The 16,390-nt window shown below is 66.7% G+C and carries 15 protein-coding genes; 7 read left to right on the forward strand and 8 right to left on the reverse strand.

Annotated elements, in window-relative coordinates:
- Positions 1-86: 86 nt before the first annotated feature.
- From L0U81_RS10565 to L0U81_RS10580, 4 genes are all read right to left on the reverse strand, one after another.
- Positions 87-314, reverse strand: coding sequence for a sulfurtransferase TusA family protein (locus L0U81_RS10565; protein ID WP_233804291.1), 228 nt, complete (start codon positions 312-314; stop codon positions 87-89).
- Between the two features lie 100 nt (positions 315-414).
- The gene (locus L0U81_RS10570) at positions 415-1,461 is read right to left on the reverse strand and encodes a Gfo/Idh/MocA family oxidoreductase (RefSeq protein ID WP_233802395.1); all 1,047 of its coding nucleotides are present in this window, start codon (positions 1,459-1,461) and stop codon (positions 415-417) included.
- Positions 1,461-2,477, reverse strand: a complete 1,017-nt coding sequence (gene iolG, locus L0U81_RS10575) for an inositol 2-dehydrogenase (protein ID WP_233802397.1) — start codon at positions 2,475-2,477, stop codon at positions 1,461-1,463. Before iolG ends, L0U81_RS10570 begins: the two co-directional genes overlap by 1 nt.
- Positions 2,470-3,354 carry a MurR/RpiR family transcriptional regulator gene (locus L0U81_RS10580; RefSeq protein WP_233802399.1) on the reverse strand — a complete coding sequence of 295 codons (885 nt, stop codon included), beginning with the start codon at positions 3,352-3,354 and terminating at the stop codon, positions 2,470-2,472. Before L0U81_RS10580 ends, iolG begins: the two co-directional genes overlap by 8 nt.
- A 279-nt stretch (positions 3,355-3,633) precedes the next feature.
- Between L0U81_RS10580 and L0U81_RS10585 the strand changes: the two genes are divergently transcribed.
- The 7 genes from L0U81_RS10585 to iolB all read left to right on the forward strand — a co-directional run bounded on the left by L0U81_RS10585 (position 3,634) and on the right by iolB (position 12,590).
- Positions 3,634-4,680: a sugar ABC transporter substrate-binding protein gene (locus tag L0U81_RS10585; RefSeq protein WP_233802401.1), complete on the forward strand. Its 1,047-nt coding sequence runs from the start codon at positions 3,634-3,636 to the stop codon at positions 4,678-4,680.
- A 92-nt stretch (positions 4,681-4,772) separates the two neighbouring features.
- A complete protein-coding gene (locus L0U81_RS10590) occupies positions 4,773-5,963 on the forward strand; it encodes an ABC transporter permease (RefSeq protein ID WP_233802404.1) in 1,191 nt (396 codons plus the stop codon).
- A 13-nt stretch (positions 5,964-5,976) separates the two neighbouring features.
- Positions 5,977-6,783: an ATP-binding cassette domain-containing protein gene (locus tag L0U81_RS10595; RefSeq protein ID WP_233802406.1), complete on the forward strand. Its 807-nt coding sequence runs from the start codon at positions 5,977-5,979 to the stop codon at positions 6,781-6,783.
- 75 nt (positions 6,784-6,858) lie between these two features.
- On the forward strand, positions 6,859-8,880 hold the full coding sequence (locus tag L0U81_RS10600; protein WP_233802408.1) for a bifunctional 5-dehydro-2-deoxygluconokinase/5-dehydro-2-deoxyphosphogluconate aldolase: 2,022 nt from the start codon (positions 6,859-6,861) through the stop codon (positions 8,878-8,880).
- Complete coding sequence (gene iolD / locus L0U81_RS10605) at positions 8,877-10,874, forward strand: 3D-(3,5/4)-trihydroxycyclohexane-1,2-dione acylhydrolase (decyclizing) (protein ID WP_233802410.1); 1,998 nt, start codon at positions 8,877-8,879, stop codon at positions 10,872-10,874. Before L0U81_RS10600 ends, iolD begins: the two co-directional genes overlap by 4 nt.
- A gap of 10 nt (positions 10,875-10,884) precedes the next feature.
- Positions 10,885-11,793: a myo-inosose-2 dehydratase gene (gene iolE, locus L0U81_RS10610; protein WP_233802411.1), complete on the forward strand. Its 909-nt coding sequence runs from the start codon at positions 10,885-10,887 to the stop codon at positions 11,791-11,793.
- Positions 11,790-12,590: a 5-deoxy-glucuronate isomerase gene (gene iolB, locus L0U81_RS10615; protein ID WP_233802413.1), complete on the forward strand. Its 801-nt coding sequence runs from the start codon at positions 11,790-11,792 to the stop codon at positions 12,588-12,590. Before iolE ends, iolB begins: the two co-directional genes overlap by 4 nt.
- A 9-nt stretch (positions 12,591-12,599) precedes the next feature.
- Here the strand turns inward: iolB and L0U81_RS10620 are convergent, their stop codons facing one another.
- Genes L0U81_RS10620 through L0U81_RS10635 form a run of 4 tightly spaced genes read right to left on the reverse strand, consistent with a single transcriptional unit; the run spans position 12,600 to position 16,387 of the window.
- Positions 12,600-13,325 carry an ABC transporter ATP-binding protein gene (locus tag L0U81_RS10620; RefSeq protein WP_233802415.1) on the reverse strand — a complete coding sequence of 242 codons (726 nt, stop codon included), beginning with the start codon at positions 13,323-13,325 and terminating at the stop codon, positions 12,600-12,602.
- Positions 13,322-14,122 carry an ABC transporter ATP-binding protein gene (locus tag L0U81_RS10625; protein ID WP_233802417.1) on the reverse strand — a complete coding sequence of 267 codons (801 nt, stop codon included), beginning with the start codon at positions 14,120-14,122 and terminating at the stop codon, positions 13,322-13,324. Before L0U81_RS10625 ends, L0U81_RS10620 begins: the two co-directional genes overlap by 4 nt.
- A complete protein-coding gene (locus tag L0U81_RS10630) occupies positions 14,119-15,456 on the reverse strand; it encodes a branched-chain amino acid ABC transporter permease (protein ID WP_267956659.1) in 1,338 nt (445 codons plus the stop codon). Before L0U81_RS10630 ends, L0U81_RS10625 begins: the two co-directional genes overlap by 4 nt.
- The gene (locus tag L0U81_RS10635; protein WP_233802419.1) at positions 15,449-16,387 is read right to left on the reverse strand and encodes a branched-chain amino acid ABC transporter permease; all 939 of its coding nucleotides are present in this window, start codon (positions 16,385-16,387) and stop codon (positions 15,449-15,451) included. The genes L0U81_RS10630 and L0U81_RS10635 overlap by 8 nt, the downstream gene beginning before the upstream one ends.
- Positions 16,388-16,390: the final 3 nt, after the last annotated feature.

Below are 16,390 nucleotides of genomic sequence, written 5' to 3' on the forward strand. Positions count from 1 at the left end.
GCTGAAACGAAGAAGGCGCTGTACCCCGAATAAAGGGGACAGCGCCTTCTTTTTTACATCGGACGGACAGTTTTACCGGATGCCGCTCAACGGCGCCGCATCAGGAACGTGAACACCTTGTCATGCGCCGAGCTTTCGATGATCTCGTTGCCGGTCTGCTTCGCGAACGCGGCGAAATCGCGCTGCGAGCCGGGATCGGTGGCGAGCACCTTGAGAATCTGGCCGCTTTCCATGTCGGCGAGCGCCTTTTTGGCGCGCAGGATGGGCAGCGGGCACGTGAGCCCGCGCGCATCGACTTCCTTGTGAATCTGAATTTGCATCGACGATGACCTTCGGGACGAGGCGTCGCTGACGACGCCGGACAGAGCGTCAAATTCTACAGCAGGCGCAGCGACCGCGCCGGGCAGCGCAGTGCTACAGCGTCACCGCCTGGCCGCTCTCCAGCGACTCGCGCAGCGCGACGCCGATCCGCGTGGCTTCGAGCGCATCGGCCAGCGTCGCGCCGCCTGGCGTCGCGTCGCCCTTTCCTGCCCCGTTTTGCACCGACGCGACGAACGCGCGCGCTTCGTGCAGAAATGCATCCTCGAACCGGTCGAAAAAGTTCGGCGTGCATTCGTTGCGAATGCCGGTCGCGTCGTAGATCTCGACGCGATTCGCGCGCGGATTGCGCCCGATCGTCAGTCCGCCCGCCGTGCCGATCACTTCGCTATGTGAATCGTTGCCGTGCGCCTGCGTACGCGAGGCGTAGAACATCGCGAGCTTGCCGCCCTCGAACTCGCAGATCGCGACGCCGTTGTCGACATCGCCGAATTCGCGCAGGCCTTCGTGCAGCGCGACCGTGCCCGCCGCGAACACGCGCGTCGCGCGCGGCTTGCCGAGCAACCAGCGGGCGACATCGATGTCGTGCACCGTGCAGTCGAGAAAGATGCCGCCCGAGGTCGCCGCGAAGCGCACGAAGAAGCCGTTGTTATCGTTTTGATCGCTAGTCTGCGAACGCACGAGGAACGGCCGGCCGATCTGGCCCGCGTTGATCTTCTCGAACGCGTCCCGATAGCTCGGATCGAAGCGGCGCATGAAGCCGATCGTCGCCTGCAGATGCGGAAAGCGCGCCGCAACGGCCAGCACGCGCTCGCATTCGGCGACATCGAGCGACAGCGGCTTCTCGCAGAACACATGCTTGCCGGCTTGCAACGCGTCGACGATCTGCTGCGCGTGCAGCGACGACGGCGTGACGAGCCACACCGCGTCGACGTGCGGATCGGCGAGCAGGTCCGCGTAATCGGCATAGAGACGCGGCTCAGGCAGCGCATCACGCGCCCATGCGAGTTCGTCTGCGAGCGGACTGCACGCGGCCGCAAGTGTCGCGCCCGGCACGCGATACGCGAGATTTTCCGCATGCCGTTTGCCGAGCCGTCCCAGACCGACCACGCCGAGCCGCAAACGCTGAGTGGAGGGCTTCATCACGCTGCCTCGCTGAGTTTGATCGCTCGACCCTCGCGCCACGACCGCGTCGCGGCTTCCGCGAGTTCGAGCGCTTTCAGGCCGTCGGCGACGGTCGTGCGCACCGGCTTGCCGTGCGTGAGCGCGTCGAAGAAGTGCGCGATTTCGAGCGCGTACGCCGCGCGATAGCGTTCGAGAAAGAACGCCTCGGGCACGTCGGTCGACACTTGCGTCTTCGAGTACGCCGTGACTTCGGTCGGCCGCACGTTGCCCGCCTGCAGCATGCCGGTGCTGCCGAGCACTTCGAAGCGCTGGTCGTAGCCGTACGCGGCGCGCCGCGTGGTGTTGATCTGGCACAGGCGTCCACGCTTCGTGCGGATCGTCACCGCGGTCGAATCGATATCACCCGCTTCGGCGATCGCGGAGTCGGTGAGGCAACTGCCGGTGGCATGCAGCGTGTCGGCTTCGTCGTCGAGAATCCAGCGGAAGATGTCGAAGTCGTGAATCAGCATGTCCTTGAAGATGCCGCCCGAGTGCCGGATGTACTCGAGCGGCGGCGCGCCCGGATCGCGGCTCGTGACGACCAGCATTTCCGGCGTGCCGATCTCGCCGGCGTCGATACGCGCTTTCAATGCGGAAAACGTCGGATCGAAACGCCGCTGAAAACCGATCATGCACACGACGCCCGCGCGCTCCACCGCCTGCGCGCACAGCCGCGCGCGCTCGAGCGTCAGATCGACCGGCTTCTCGCAGAACACGTGCTTGTTCTGCGCGGCCGATTTGACGATCAGGTCCGCATGGGTGTCGGTGCTGGAGCAGATCACGGTCGCGCCGATCGACGCGTCGCCGATCGCGCCGTCGATATCGGCGACCTGTGCGCCGTGCTGCGCGGCCAACGCGGCCGCCGCCTCGCGATTCACGTCGACCACGTATTTGAGCCGTACGCCCGGTTGCCGCGCGAGATTCGCCGCATGGATCTTGCCGATGCGCCCCGCGCCGAATAGCGCAACGTCGATCGTGCTTACCGCGTCAGTCATCGTAGCCTCCAGTGTTGTTGGATTCTTCAACGTTCAGTTCGAGCTTGTACGCGAGCGCGATGAAGAGCGCCTGGCACAGGCAGATCGTGCTGGTCAGCGAGCGGAACGCGAACGCGCTGCCCTCTTTCACGTAAAGCTGCGTGCTCGCGTAGCGCGCGAGCGGCGATAGTTGGCTATCCGTAATAACGAGCGTCTTCGCCTGAAGATGATGCGCGACGCGCAGACAGTACTGCGTCTCCTTGCCGTACGGCGCGAAGCTGATTGCGATCACCACGTCGCCCTTCCGCACGCTGCGGATCTGCTCGCGATACATGCCGCCGAAACCGGACACGAGGTGCACGCGCTTGTGCGTATGCTGCAACGCATAGACGATGTAGCTCGCAACCGGAAACGAGCGCCGCACGCCAATCACGTAGATGTTGTCGGCCTGCTGCAGCATCTTCACGGCGGCGTCGAACTGCTTGTCGTCGAGGCCCGCTTCGAGCTCTTCGAGGCCGCCGCGTGACGCGGCGATGAATTCGCGCGCCACCGCGCCGCCCGACAACGTGCCGGGCTTCTCGTCGATCAGCTTGCGAATGCGCTGCTGATAGCTCGGCGAGGACACGCCCTGCCCCGTATACGCCTGACGAAACACCGCCTGCAGGTCGGAGAAGCCGGAAAAGCCGAAGCGCTGCGCAAAGCGCACGACCGCCGACGGATGCACGCCGCAGCTCGCGGCGATATCGCTCGTGCGATCCATCATCACGCTCGAACGATGCTGCTCGATATACGTCGCGACGCTCTTCAACTGACGCGGCAGCGACTCGTAGGTCGCCGCGATGCGCTGCATCAATTCGTCGACGCTCGGCAACGCCTCTTCTGTGATCTGTTCCGCCATGACTGCCTCTCAGGAGTTCCTGCAATGCGGCAGACGCGCCCGCGGCCCGCGGCATCACGCATCCGACGTTGCGGATTATAGGCAGCCGCCGTGCCAAATGGAATGTATTTTCCATTTTTATTTGTCATGAAATTTTCTTTGCAAGACAGCTGAAGATGACCTACTCTTGGTCGTGAGCGATGGCGCTTCGGCCCCGTTGTACCGGTCAGCATCGGAATGGAAAGCCGCCCGCCAGGCGCTCCCTCAACAACGAACGACAGACCGAGAAAGGTGGAGACAATGAGACTTTGCAGAGGCAAGGCAACGCTCAGGATTCTGGTGGCGGCGTTGACGTTGGCGGCAGGATTCGGCGCGGCCTCGGCCGCCCGCGCGGCGGACGCTCACTTCGTGCTGATCAGCCACGCGCCGGATTCGGACTCGTGGTGGAACACGATCAAGAACGCGATCAAGCAGGCCGACGAAGACTTCAACGTTCAGACCGACTACCGCAATCCGCCGAACGGCGACATCGCCGACATGGCGCGTCTGGTCGAGCAGGCAGCCGCGCGCAACTACGACGGCGTGATCGTATCGATCGCCGACTTCGACGTGCTGAAGAGTTCGATCGGGAAGGTCACCGAGAAGCACATTCCGCTCGTCACGATCAATTCGGGCACCGAGGAGCAAAGCGCGAAGCTCGGCGCAATCATGCACGTCGGCCAGCCCGAATTCGCGGCCGGCAAAGCCGCGGGCGAAAAGGCGAAGGCTGCCGGCATCAAGTCGTTCCTGTGCGTGAACCACTACGCGACGAACCCGGCTTCGTTCGAACGTTGCCGCGGTTTCGCCGAGGCGATCGGCGTCGACTTCAAGACCTCGACGCTCGACGCGGGCCAGGACCCGACCGGCGTGCAGTCGAAGGTCAGCGCGTTCCTGCGCAATCATCCGGATACCCAGGCGGTGCTCACGCTCGGTCCGCTGTCGGCCGATCCGACCTTGAAGGCGCTGCAGCAGATGGGCCTCGCGGGCAAGATCTGGTTCGCGACGTTCGACTTCGACAGCGACATCGCCAAGGGCATCCAGGACGGCACGATCCAGTTCGCGATCGATCAGCAACCGTATCTGCAGGGCTATATCCCGGTCGCCGTGCTCGCGATCGTGAAGAAGAACCACACCACCGATCCCGTGAAGATCCGCGAGATCCTGCAGGCGAATCCGAAGTTCAAGGAACGTCTTGCGACCTATGGGCTCGCGCCGTCGTATGGGCCGCGCAATATCGGCTCGGGCCCGGGCTTCATCACGAAGGCCAATGTCGACAAGGTGCTGAAGTACGCCGGTCAATACCGCTGAACCCACAACAACGCATCGCGTGAGCAGTGCTGCCGCGCCTGGCGGCGGCACTGCGTCGCCCGCCGGTCGCGGGCGTATCAAGGAGAGTTTCAATGGGTGTCGCCGACCTTTTTCATCCCCATCACCGCAAGCAACCGCCGCCCGATTCGCAGGATCCGGCGAAGCCGGCTTCGGCGTCCGTCTCGCGGGCCGCCGCCGCCGACGAACGCGTGCGCCAGGAATCCTGGTTCCGCCATCTGCTCGGCCGTCCGGAATTCGCGGCGCTGGCCGGTACCGTGATGGTGTTCATCGTGTTCGGCGTGGCGGCCGGCAACTCGGGGATGTTCAACCTCGACGGCGTGATGAACTGGTCGCAGGTCGCCGCGTATCTGGGCCTGATTTCGGTCGGCGCGTGCCTGCTGATGATCGCCGGCGAGTTCGATCTGTCGATCGGCTCGATGATCGGCTTTGCGGGCATGATGGTCGCGCTGCCGACCATGTACTTCCACTGGCCGATCTGGCTCGCGATCCTGTTCGCGTTCGCCGGCTCGATGCTGCTCGGCGCGCTCAACGGCTATCTGGTGATGCGCACGCGCCTGCCGTCGTTCATCGTCACGCTCGCGTTCCTGTTCATTCTGCGCGGCCTCACGCTTGCGCTATCGGTGATGTTCGCCGATCGCACGATCATCTCCGGTGTCGGCGACGTCGCGCGTCAGGACTGGTTCGCCCACACGTTCTTCCAGGGCGTCGCGTTCAAGGGTTTCTTCGTGTGGCTCGGCCACCTCGGCCTCGTGAAGATGCTCGACAACGGCATGCCGCTCGTGCCGGGCATTCCCAAGGTGCTGCTGTGGTGGCTCGTGCTGGCCGTGGTGTGCGCGTTCACGCTCGCTAAAACGCGCTTCGGCAACTGGATTTTCGCGGTCGGCGGCGACGCCAACGCGGCCAAGAACGTCGGCGTGCCGGTGCGCCGCGTGAAGATCTCGCTGTTCGTGCTGACCGCGTTCTGCTCGGCCCTGTACGCGGTGCTGCAGGTGTGCGACATCGGTTCGGCCGCGGCCGACCGCGGTTTGCAGGCGGAATTCGAGGCGATCATCGCCGCGGTGATCGGCGGCACGCTGCTCACGGGCGGCTATGGCTCGGTGATTGGCGCATGCTTCGGCGCCCTGATCTTCGGCGTGGTGCAGATCGGCATCACGTACACCAACGTCGATTCCGACTGGTTCCGCGTGTTCCTCGGCGTGATGCTGCTGTTCGCCGTGCTGTTCAACCACTATGTGCGCGGCCGCGTCGCGGCATCGCGCTAGACGGAGGTTCACGATGAGCACCCCCGAACCGAACGCGGACGACGCCATCCTGTCGCTCGAAGGCGTCAGCCGTTATTTCGGCAACATCATCGCGCTGAACGACATCACGCTGCGGCTCAAGCGCGGCGAGGTGCATTGCCTGCTCGGCGACAACGGCGCCGGCAAATCGACGCTGATCAAGACGCTGGCGGGCGTGTATCAGCCGAGCAAGGGCACCTACCGGGTGGACGGCAAGCCGGTGCACTTCACGTCGCCGAAAGACGCGCTCGATCTCGGCATCGCGACCGTCTATCAGGATCTCGCCTTGGTGCCGCTGCTGTCCGTCGCGCGCAATTTCTTCATGGGTCGCGAACCGCAGAAAAAACTGTTCGGCTTCCTGAACGTGATGGACCTCGAAACCTGCGCGAGCACCGCACGCGACAAGCTCTCCGAAATGGGTATCAACGTGCGCGATCCGCATCAACCCATCGGCACGATGTCCGGCGGCGAACGGCAATGTCTGGCGATCGCGCGCGCGATCCACTTCGGCGCGCGCGTGCTGATTCTCGACGAACCGACCGCCGCGCTCGGCGTCAAGCAGAGCTTCAACGTGCTGAAGCTGATCCATAAAGCGCGCGCCAAGGGCATCTCGGTGATCTTCATCACGCACAACGTGCACCACGCGTATCCGATCGGCGATTCGTTCACGCTGCTCAATCGCGGCCGCTCGCTCGGCACGTTCACGAAACAGACGATCAGCAAGGACGAAGTGCTCGACATGATGGCCGGCGGCGCCGAGATGCAGAAGATGATCGGCGAACTCGAAGGCGCGACGATCTGACCGATTCGCGCGGCACGTCCGGCTTCGACGCGTTTCGCCTGGCCGGCCGCCGCGCACTGTTACTCAGGACTATTCATGGATCAATCCAGCACTTCCAGCGCATCCGCACGCAGCCGGTTCGCACCGGGCCGCAGCCGTGACATCATGTGCCTCGGCCGGCTGGCCGTCGATCTGTACGCGCAGCAGGTTGGCGCGCGACTCGAGGACGTGTCGAGCTTCGCGAAGTATCTCGGCGGATCGTCGGCGAACATCGCGTTCGGCTGTGCGCGGCTCGGGCTCGACGCGGCGATGCTCGCACGCGTCGGCAACGATCACATGGGGCGCTTTCTGACCGAAACGCTCGCGAAGGAAGGCTGCGACGTGAGCCACGTGCGGATCGATCACGAACGGCTGACCGCGCTCGTGCTGCTCGGCCTGAAGGACCGCGACACGTTCCCGCTGATCTTCTACCGCGAGAACTGCGCGGACATGGCAGTCGACGAAGCCGATTTCGACGAGGCGTTCATCGCGTCGTCGAAAGCTCTGCTGATCACCGGCACGCATTTCTCGACCGAGCAGGTCAATCGCACGAGCCGCCGCGCGCTCGATTACGCGCGCCGCAACGACGTGCGCACCGTGCTCGACATCGACTATCGGCCGGTGCTGTGGGGACTCACGGGCAAGGCCGACGGCGAAACGCGTTTCGTGGCGAGCGAGGGCGTGAGCGCGCATTTGCAGCGGATTCTGCCGCTGTTCGATCTCGTGATCGGCACCGAGGAGGAGTTTCGCATTGCCGGCGGCGCGACCGACCTCGTCGACGCGCTCGCGGCGGTGCGCGCCGTGACGCCGGCCACGCTCGTGCTCAAGCGCGGGCCGCTCGGCTGTCAGATCATCGACGGCGCGGTGCCTGCCTCGCTCGACGCTGCGCCGGTTCATGGCGGCGTCGAGGTCGAGGTGCTGAACGTACTCGGCGCGGGCGATGCGTTCGCTTCCGGCTTTCTGTCCGGCTGGCTGCGCGATCAGCCGCTCGACGCCTGCGCGCGCGCCGCGAACGCGAGCGGCGCGCTGGTCGTGTCGCGGCACGGCTGCGCCCCGGCCATGCCGACGCCGGCCGAACTCGACTACTTCCTGCGCGAAGCGCAGGCCGATCCGCAGCGCATGCGCCGCCCGGATCGCGACGCGACGCTCGCCAGACTGCATCGCGTGTCGCCGGCGCGCAAAGCGTGGCACGAAGTGCTCGGCTTCGCGTTCGATCATCGCAACTCGTTCTTCGAGCTCGCGCAGCAGACCGGTGCCGACGAAGCTCGCATAGCGCGTCTGAAGAACCTGTTCGTCGAAGCCGTCGCGCAGACCGAACGCGCGTTGAACCTGCATGGACGCATCGGCGTACTGATCGACGACCGCTATGGTCAGGACGCGCTGAACGCGGCGACCGGCCGCGGCTGGTGGATCGGCCGCCCGGTCGAACTGCCCGGCTCCGTGCCGCTCGTGTTCGATCATGGCCGCTCGATCGGCACCACGCTGATGGCGTGGCCGCAGGAACACGTCGTCAAATGCCTCGTGCAGTTTCATCCCGACGAACCGATCGAGCAGCGGCTCGAACAGGAAGCGCAACTGCGCGCGCTGTACGACGCGACCCAGGCCAGCGGCCACGAACTGCTGCTCGAAGTGATTCCACCGAAGCAGGCGTCGCTGCCGCAGGGGCCGGACATCGTGTATCGCGCGCTAAAGCGCCTCTACAACCTCGGCATCTACCCCGAGTGGTGGAAGCTCGAACCGATGGACGCCGCGCAATGGCAGGCCATCGACGCGCTGATCGCCGAGCGCGATCCCTATTGCCGCGGCGTCGTGCTGCTCGGCCTGTCGGCGGCGGTCGAGCAGTTGAGCGAAGGCTTTCACGCGGCCGCGCAAGCGGCGACCTGTCGCGGCTTCACGGTCGGCCGCACGATCTTCCACGAGCCGAGCCATGCGTGGCTCGCCGGTGAAATCGGCGACGACGAATTGATCGCGCGCGTGCGCCGGACGTTCGAAACGTTGATCGCCGCGTGGCGCAGCGCGCGCGGCGAACCAGCGGCACACGGCACGCCTCATCACGTTCATCAGGAGCAGGCCGCATGACCGAGCGCATCATGCATGACGACATTCCATCCGCCAGCGGCGCGACGCAAACCCATGCGCCGGTGTACGCCGGCGGCACGATTCGCCTGACGATGGCGCAGGCGCTCGTGCGCTACCTGGCCGCGCAACGCGTTGCCAGCGAAGACGGCCACGGCGTCGAACCCCTGTTCGGCGGCGCGTTCGCGATCTTTGGCCACGGCAATGTCGCGGGCATCGGCGAGGCGCTGTATCAGCATCGCGACGCACTGCCGACGCTGCGCGCGCACAACGAGCAGGCGATGGCGCACAGTGCGATCGCCTACGCGAAGGCGCACTTCCGGCGCCGCATGATGGCCGTGACGACGTCGATCGGCCCAGGCGCGACGAATCTGCTGACCGCGGCCGCGCTCGCTCACGTGAACCGCCTGCCGGTGCTGCTGTTGCCCGGCGATATCTTCGTGTCGCGCGCACCCGATCCGGTATTGCAACAGCTCGAGGATTTCAGCGACGGCGGCGTGTCCGCGAACGACGCGTTCAAGCCGCTGTCGCGCTACTTCGATCGCATCGTGCATCCGGCGCAATTGCTGAGCGCGTTGCCGCGCGCCATCCGCGTGCTGACCGATGCCGCGTTGTGCGGCCCCGTCACGCTGGCGTTGCCGCAAGACGTGCAGGCGCAGGCGTGGGACTTTCCGGCAGACTTTTTTGCACCGCGTGTGGTGCGCCCTCATGCGCCTGCACCTCGTAGCGACGATATCGACGCCGCGTGCGCGCGCTTGCGGCACGCGAAGCGTCCGCTGATCGTCGCGGGCGGGGGCGTGCTGTACAGCCGCGCGGCCGATGCGCTGCACCGCTTCGCGAGCGCGCACGGCATGCCGGTCGCGGAAACGCAGGCCGGCAAAAGCTCGCTTGCGTGGAACGATCCGCTCAATGCGGGCGCGCTCGGCGTGACCGGCTCACCGGCCGCCAATGCGCTCGCGCATGATGCCGACTGCGTGCTCGCGCTCGGCACGCGCCTGCAGGACTTTACGACCGGCTCGAACACGCTGTTCACGCAAGCCGACGTGATCGCGATCAACGCGAATGGGTTCGACGCGCTCAAGCATCGCGGCTTCGTCGTCGAAGCGGACGTGAAGCTCGCGCTCGACGCGCTTGCCGGTCCGCTGCAAGGCTGGCACGCGGAGCGCACGTGGAGCGCGCGCGCGCACAAGCTCGCGGCCAGTTGGCGCGACACCGTGCAAGCGCTCACGCATGCGCCGCAACGTGACGCGGTGCTGCCCTACGAGGGCGACGTGATCGGCGCGGTGCAGCGTTCGAGCGCGCACTCCCCGAGCGACGACATCGTCGTCTGCGCGGCCGGCACGCTGCCCGCCGACCTGCACAAGCTGTGGCGCGCGGGACGGCCCGGCGCGTATCACGTCGAATACGGCTACTCGTGCATGGGCTACGAGATCGCGGGCGGCCTCGGCGTGAAGCTCGCGCGGCCCGAGCGCGAGGTGATCGTGATCCTCGGTGACGGCAGCTATCTGATGCTGAACAGCGAGATCGCCAGCTCGGTGATGCTCGGCGCGAAGCTGATCGTCGTCGTGCTCGACAACCGCGGCTTCGGCTGTATCAATCGACTGCAACAGGCATGCGGCGGCGCGCCGTTCAACAATCTGCTCGACGATTGCGTGCACGCACCAGAAGGCGTGCCGCGCATCGATTTCGCCGCGCATGCCCGCGCGCTCGGCGCGCAAGCCGAGCACGCGGGCAATCTCGCCGAGCTCGAAGCGGCACTGCAACGCGCACGCGCGGCGAGTGGCACGTACGTGATCAGCATCGACACCGACCCGGCTCGCACGACCGAAGACGGCGGCTGGTGGTGGGAAGTCGCGGTGCCCGAAGTGTCGGCGCGCCGCGAGGTGCGCGACGCCCGTGCGGAGTACGACGCGCAACTCGCCGCGCGCGCGGCGCCGCCCGCGCCGCCGGCAGCGCCTGTGTCGTCACAGGGCAACGATCACGAGTTGCAACCATGAGGACTCCAGCATGACTGCTTTCGACGTACGCATCGGTATCAACCCGCTCTCGTGGATGAACGACGATCTTCCGTCGCTCGGTGGCGAGACGCCGCTCGAAGTCGCGCTGACCGAAGGTCGTCAGATCGGCTATCAGGGCTTCGAACTCGGCAACAAGTTTCCTCGCGAGCCGAACGCGTTGAAGACGCTGCTCGCGCAATACGACCTCGCGCTCGTGTCCGGCTGGTACTCGGGACAACTGGCCAAACGCAGCGTGCCGGAGGAAATCGACGCGGTCGGCCCGCATCTGGACCTGCTCGCGCAGAACGGCGCGACCGTGATGGTGTATGGCGAAGTCGCCGATTCGATCCAGGGCGCGCCGCGCCCGTTGTATCAACGGCCGCGTTTTTTCAGCGACGCGCAATGGGACGCGTACGCGGCACGCGTCGATGAATTTGCCCGCTATACGCTCACCCGTGGCGTTCGGCTCGCCTATCATCATCATATGGGCGCGTACGTCGAAACGCCGGCCGACGTCGATCAGTTGATGGCGCGCACCAGCGACGCCGTCGGCCTGCTGTTCGATGCCGGGCATATCACGTTCGCGGGCGGCGATCCTGTGGCAGTGCTCGATAAACACATCGCGCGCGTGTGCCACGTGCATTGCAAGGACGTGCGCCCCGCCGTGATGAAGCTCGCGCGCAATCGCAACTGGAGTTTTCTCGATGCGGTGATCGCCGGTGCATTCACGGTGCCCGGTGACGGTGCGGTGAATTTTCCGGCGCTCATCGACCGTTTGAAGCGGCATGGTTATTGCGGCTGGCTCGTCGTCGAAGCGGAACAGGACCCGGTCGTCGCGCCGTCGTTCGAGTATGCGCAGAAGGGATATAGGACGTTGCGGGCGCTGGTCGACGCGCCGCTCGGCAAGGAGGCAGCATGAGCTTATTGGTGAAGGCCGAGCGCGAAGGCCAGACGATCGCGCGTGTCACGCCGCAGTCGGCCTGCTGGCGCTATGTGGGATTCGCCGCGTACCGGCTCGGCGAGAACGAAGTCGTGTACGTGTTCGAGCCGGCGCGCGAAGTGTGCGTCGTCGTGCTGAGCGGCGCGGTCGATATCGAAACGCCGGACACGACGTGGAGTTCGATCGGTTCGCGCGACAGCGTGTTCGAAGACGCGGCGCCTTACGCGGTGTATCTGCCGCCCAACGTACGCGCGACCGTGCGCGCGCGCCGCGACGCGGAGCTTGGTGCAGCGAGCGCGCCGGCCAAAGGCGAGTATCCGGCGCGGCTGATCGAGCCGGCGTCGATGAAGCGCTCGACGCGCGGCAAATCGCTGAACACGCGCTACGTGTGCGATATTCTTCCGCAGACCGAGCCGGCGGAATCGCTGCTGGTGGTCGAAGTGAGAACGCCGGGCGGTCACGCGTCGAGCTATCCACCGCACAAGCACGACACCCACAACATTCCGCACGAAAGCTCGCTCGAAGAAACCTATTACCACCGCATCGATCCGCCGCAAGGCTTCGCGTTCCAGCGCGTGTACACCGACTCCCGCGATATCGACGAATCGATGGCCGTCGAGGATCACGACGTCGTCATGGTGCCGCGCGGCTATCACCCCGTCGTCGTGCCGTATGGCTACGACTCGTATTATCTGAACGTGATGGCGGGCAGCCAGCGGGTCTGGCATTTCCACAACGATCCGGCGCATGAATGGATCATCAATAAGGATGCTTGACCAGGCGCGTCAGCCCACCCCGAGCCACTCGCGCATCACATCGTCACGCGACAGAAACGACGCCAGCGCGCCGTCGAACACGATCTCGCCATGCCCCATCACCGCGACGCGGCTCGCGATGTCCTGCGCAATCACGAGACGCTGCTCGATCAACAGGATCGCGACGCCACGCTCGCGCAACGCACGCAAACAATCGGCGACCTGCTCGATCACGAGACTCGCGAGCCCTTCGCCGGGCTCGTCGATCAGCAGCAGATCGGGGTCTGCGAGCAACGCGCGAGCGAGCGCGAGCATCTGTTGTTCGCCGCCCGACAGCACGCCGGCACGCGTGCGCTTGCGCTCGGCGAGCACGGGAAATAGCGCGTAGGCGTCGGCGAGCGTGAAGCGCGGCGCGCGGCCGCGCACGCGCGACGCGGTGACTGGTGCAATGCCGAGCAGCAGGTTTTCATGGACGCTCAGCGCGGCGAACACGTCGCGATGCTCGGCCACGTAGCCGAGGCCGAGCCGCGCGATTTCGAACGTACGCAGACCGGCGAGCGAGCGCCCATCGAAACGCAGCTCGCCCTCGCAATGCACGAGGCCCATGATCGCGCGGGCGAGCGTCGAGCGCCCCGAGCCGTTGCGGCCGACGAGCGCGACCACTTCACCGGGCTCGATGCCCAGCGTGACGCCGTGCAATGCCTGGCTCGCGCCATACCATGCGTTCAGGTCGCGGATGTCGAGCAGCGCGCTCATCGGCCGGCTCCCTTGTCGGCTTGATCGCCGGCCCGCGCGCCCGGGTTACGGTCGAAGCGCTCCCCCAGATACGCCGCACGCACCGCCGCGTCCGCGCGAATCGCGGCCGGTGTCCCGCTCGCGATGATGCGCCCCTGCACCAGCACCGAAATGCGATCGGCGATCGCGAACACCGCGTCCATGTCGTGCTCGACCATCAGCAGCGTGCGGCCCGCGGTGATGTCGCGGATCAGCTCGATCGCGCGCGCCGCTTCCGCGCGGTTCATACCCGCTGTCGGTTCGTCGAGCAGCAGCGTGTGCGCGCCGCTCGCGAGCGCGATGCCGAGATCGAGCGCGCGCTGCTCCGCGTAGCTGAGCGTGCCGGCCGCGACGTCGCGGCGCGCGCCGAGACCGACCGCGTCGAGCACGTCGGCGGCGCGCGCATCGACCGCAGCCGCGCCGGTCAGACGCTGCCACCAGCGCGTGCGATCGCGCTCGGCGAGTTGCGCCGCGCAGCGCAGGTTGTCGAACACGGACAGCCGCGCGAACACGCTGGTGCTCTGGAAGCTGCGCGCGAGGCCGCGGCGCGCGATCGCGGCCGGCGCAAGCCGCGTGATGTCCGCGCCGAACAGGTGAATGCGCCCCGCGTTCGGCCGCGCGCCGCCCCCGATCAGGTTGAACAGCGTCGACTTGCCCGCGCCGTTCGGGCCGATCAGCGCGTGCCGCTCGCCCGGCTCGATCTCGAGATCGACGCCGCGCAGGATCGGCGTCGGGCCGAAGCGCTTTTCGACGCCGTAAAGAGCGAGTGCGGGGATCATCGCGCGGCTCCGGCGGATCGTGTCGCGTGTGCGTGGGCAGTGACGCGTGCATGCGCGCGCAGCGCGCGGCGGGTGCTCAGCGCGGCCAGCGCCGCGAGCACGCCGAGCGCGAGCGCGAGAGGCAATGGCGAGACGGCGAGCGTCGATAGCAACGGCGCGCCGGTGACACCCGTAGCTGGTTGCGCACCGGCACCGAACCATGCGCCCAACGCCGCGCCCTCGTCCGCGCCGAACTGCGCTGCATAGCCCCACTGCACCGCGAACACGATGACCATGAGCCACAGCATCGCCGCCGCGGCGCTCCACAGATACGCGGCGCGGCAACTTCGCCAGCCGTAGGCCGCAATCCGCGCCGTCTGCCGTGCGCCGAAGCCCACGAGCCCATCCGGCGCGGCCATCACGACGACGACAAAGTACAGCCCCAGATAGAACAGCCACGCCCGCGTGACGCTCGCGACCACCACGCTGAAAAACGTCAGCACGACCGCGCCCGCGACCGGCCCGAAGAACGCCGCCGTGCCGCCGGTCACGGTCGCGATCAGCACCGCGCCGGAGCGCATCATGCCGACGCTCTCGATCGACACGAGTTCGAGATTGATCAGTCCCAACGTGCCCGCGATGCCCGCGAAAAACGCCGACAGCACGACCACGCCATAGCGAATCCGCCACGGATAGCAGCCGATCGCCGCCGCGCGCGCCGGGTTGTCGCGCACCGCGTTCGCGAGCCGCATGAACGGCGTGCGCGACAGCGCGAACATCGCGACACTCGCCACGACACACCACAGCGCGATCAGCGCATAGGCCTCACGCGCCGGGCCGAAGCTCCAGCCGGCGAGAGGCGGGCCGCTCGCGCGATCGATCGCGACGCCCGCCTCGCCGCCGAACCAGCCCGGCAGCGTCCACGCGGCCGCGACGACGAGTTCGCCGAGACCGAGCGTGATCATCGCGAACGCGGTCCCGGCGCGGCGTGTCGCGATGAAGCCGAACAACACGCCGCACAGCGCCCCGCCGATCCCACCTGCGAACGGCAGCAGCACGAGCGGCATGCCGCTCGCGTTGAACACGCGCGCGGCGATCAGCGCACCGAGCCCCGCATACGCGGCATGCCCGAACGACAGCAGCCCGGTCTCGCCGAGCAGCAGGTTGTACGACAGCGCGAAGACGATCATCGTCGCGCTTTGCGCGAGGTAGGCGAGCAGCCAGCTATGCGGCCAGATGCAAGGCGGTACGGCGAGAAAGGCGACCAGCGCGAGCCACGGCGCGAGCGCGCGGCCGGGCCTGCGAGGCGGCGCCCCGCTTTCCACCGGGATCGACGTCCCACCCTGCTTACGCATGATCGTCACGTCGTCCGAACAGCCCGCGCGGCCTCAACGCCAGCACCGCGACGAGCAGCAGATACGGCAACAGCGGCGCGAGTTGCGCGAGCGTCAGCGCGTCCCATGCGGGCGGCAGCACCGCGCCGGCGAGCGACACCACGTCGCCCAACGACAGATCGCTCGCGACCGCCAGCGTCTCTACGCACCCCACCAGCAGCGATGCGACGAGCGCCCCGCTCAGCGAACCGAGCCCACCGATCACGACGACCACGAACACGATCGAGCCGAGCGACTCCGCCATCGCCGGCTCGATCACAAAGAGCGGCGCGCCGATCACGCCGGCGAGCGCGGCGAGCGCGGTGCCGGCCGCGAACACGCCGGTGAACACGCGCGGCACGTTGTGGCCAAGCGCTTCGACGGCATGAGGATGCGTGAGCGCGGCACGCACGATCAAGCCCGTCTTCGACATGCGCAGTATCGCGACGAGCGCCGCAAGCATCGCGAGCGACACCGCCATCATGAACGCGCGATAGCGGGTAAAAACCGCGCCGTACAGCGAGAACAGCGGACCGTCGAGCACGGCCGGAATCCTTGCAGATAGCGGACTGAGTCCCCAGCCGAGCTTGACGAGTTCGCCGAGCAGATACGCGGCGCCGAAGGTCAGCAGCAACTCGGGCAGATGACCGTGCCCGCGCACGCGCCGCAACAGCCAGCGCTCGAGCGCCGCGCCGATGAGACCGACGATGAGCGGCGCGACCACCAACGCGCTCCAGAAGCCGCCGCGCGCCGCCACCGAAAAGCCGACGTACGCGCCGAGCATGTAGAAGCTCGCATGCGCGAAGTTGAGCACGCCGAGCATGCTGAAAATCAGCGTGAGCCCGGCCGACAGCATGAACAGCAGCAGCCCGTAGCTCAGGCCGTTGAGCACAGTGACGAGGAACGACTGCACGCG

The organism is Paraburkholderia sp. HP33-1 (genome assembly GCF_021390595.1).
Taxonomy (GTDB): Bacteria; Pseudomonadota; Gammaproteobacteria; order Burkholderiales; family Burkholderiaceae; genus Paraburkholderia.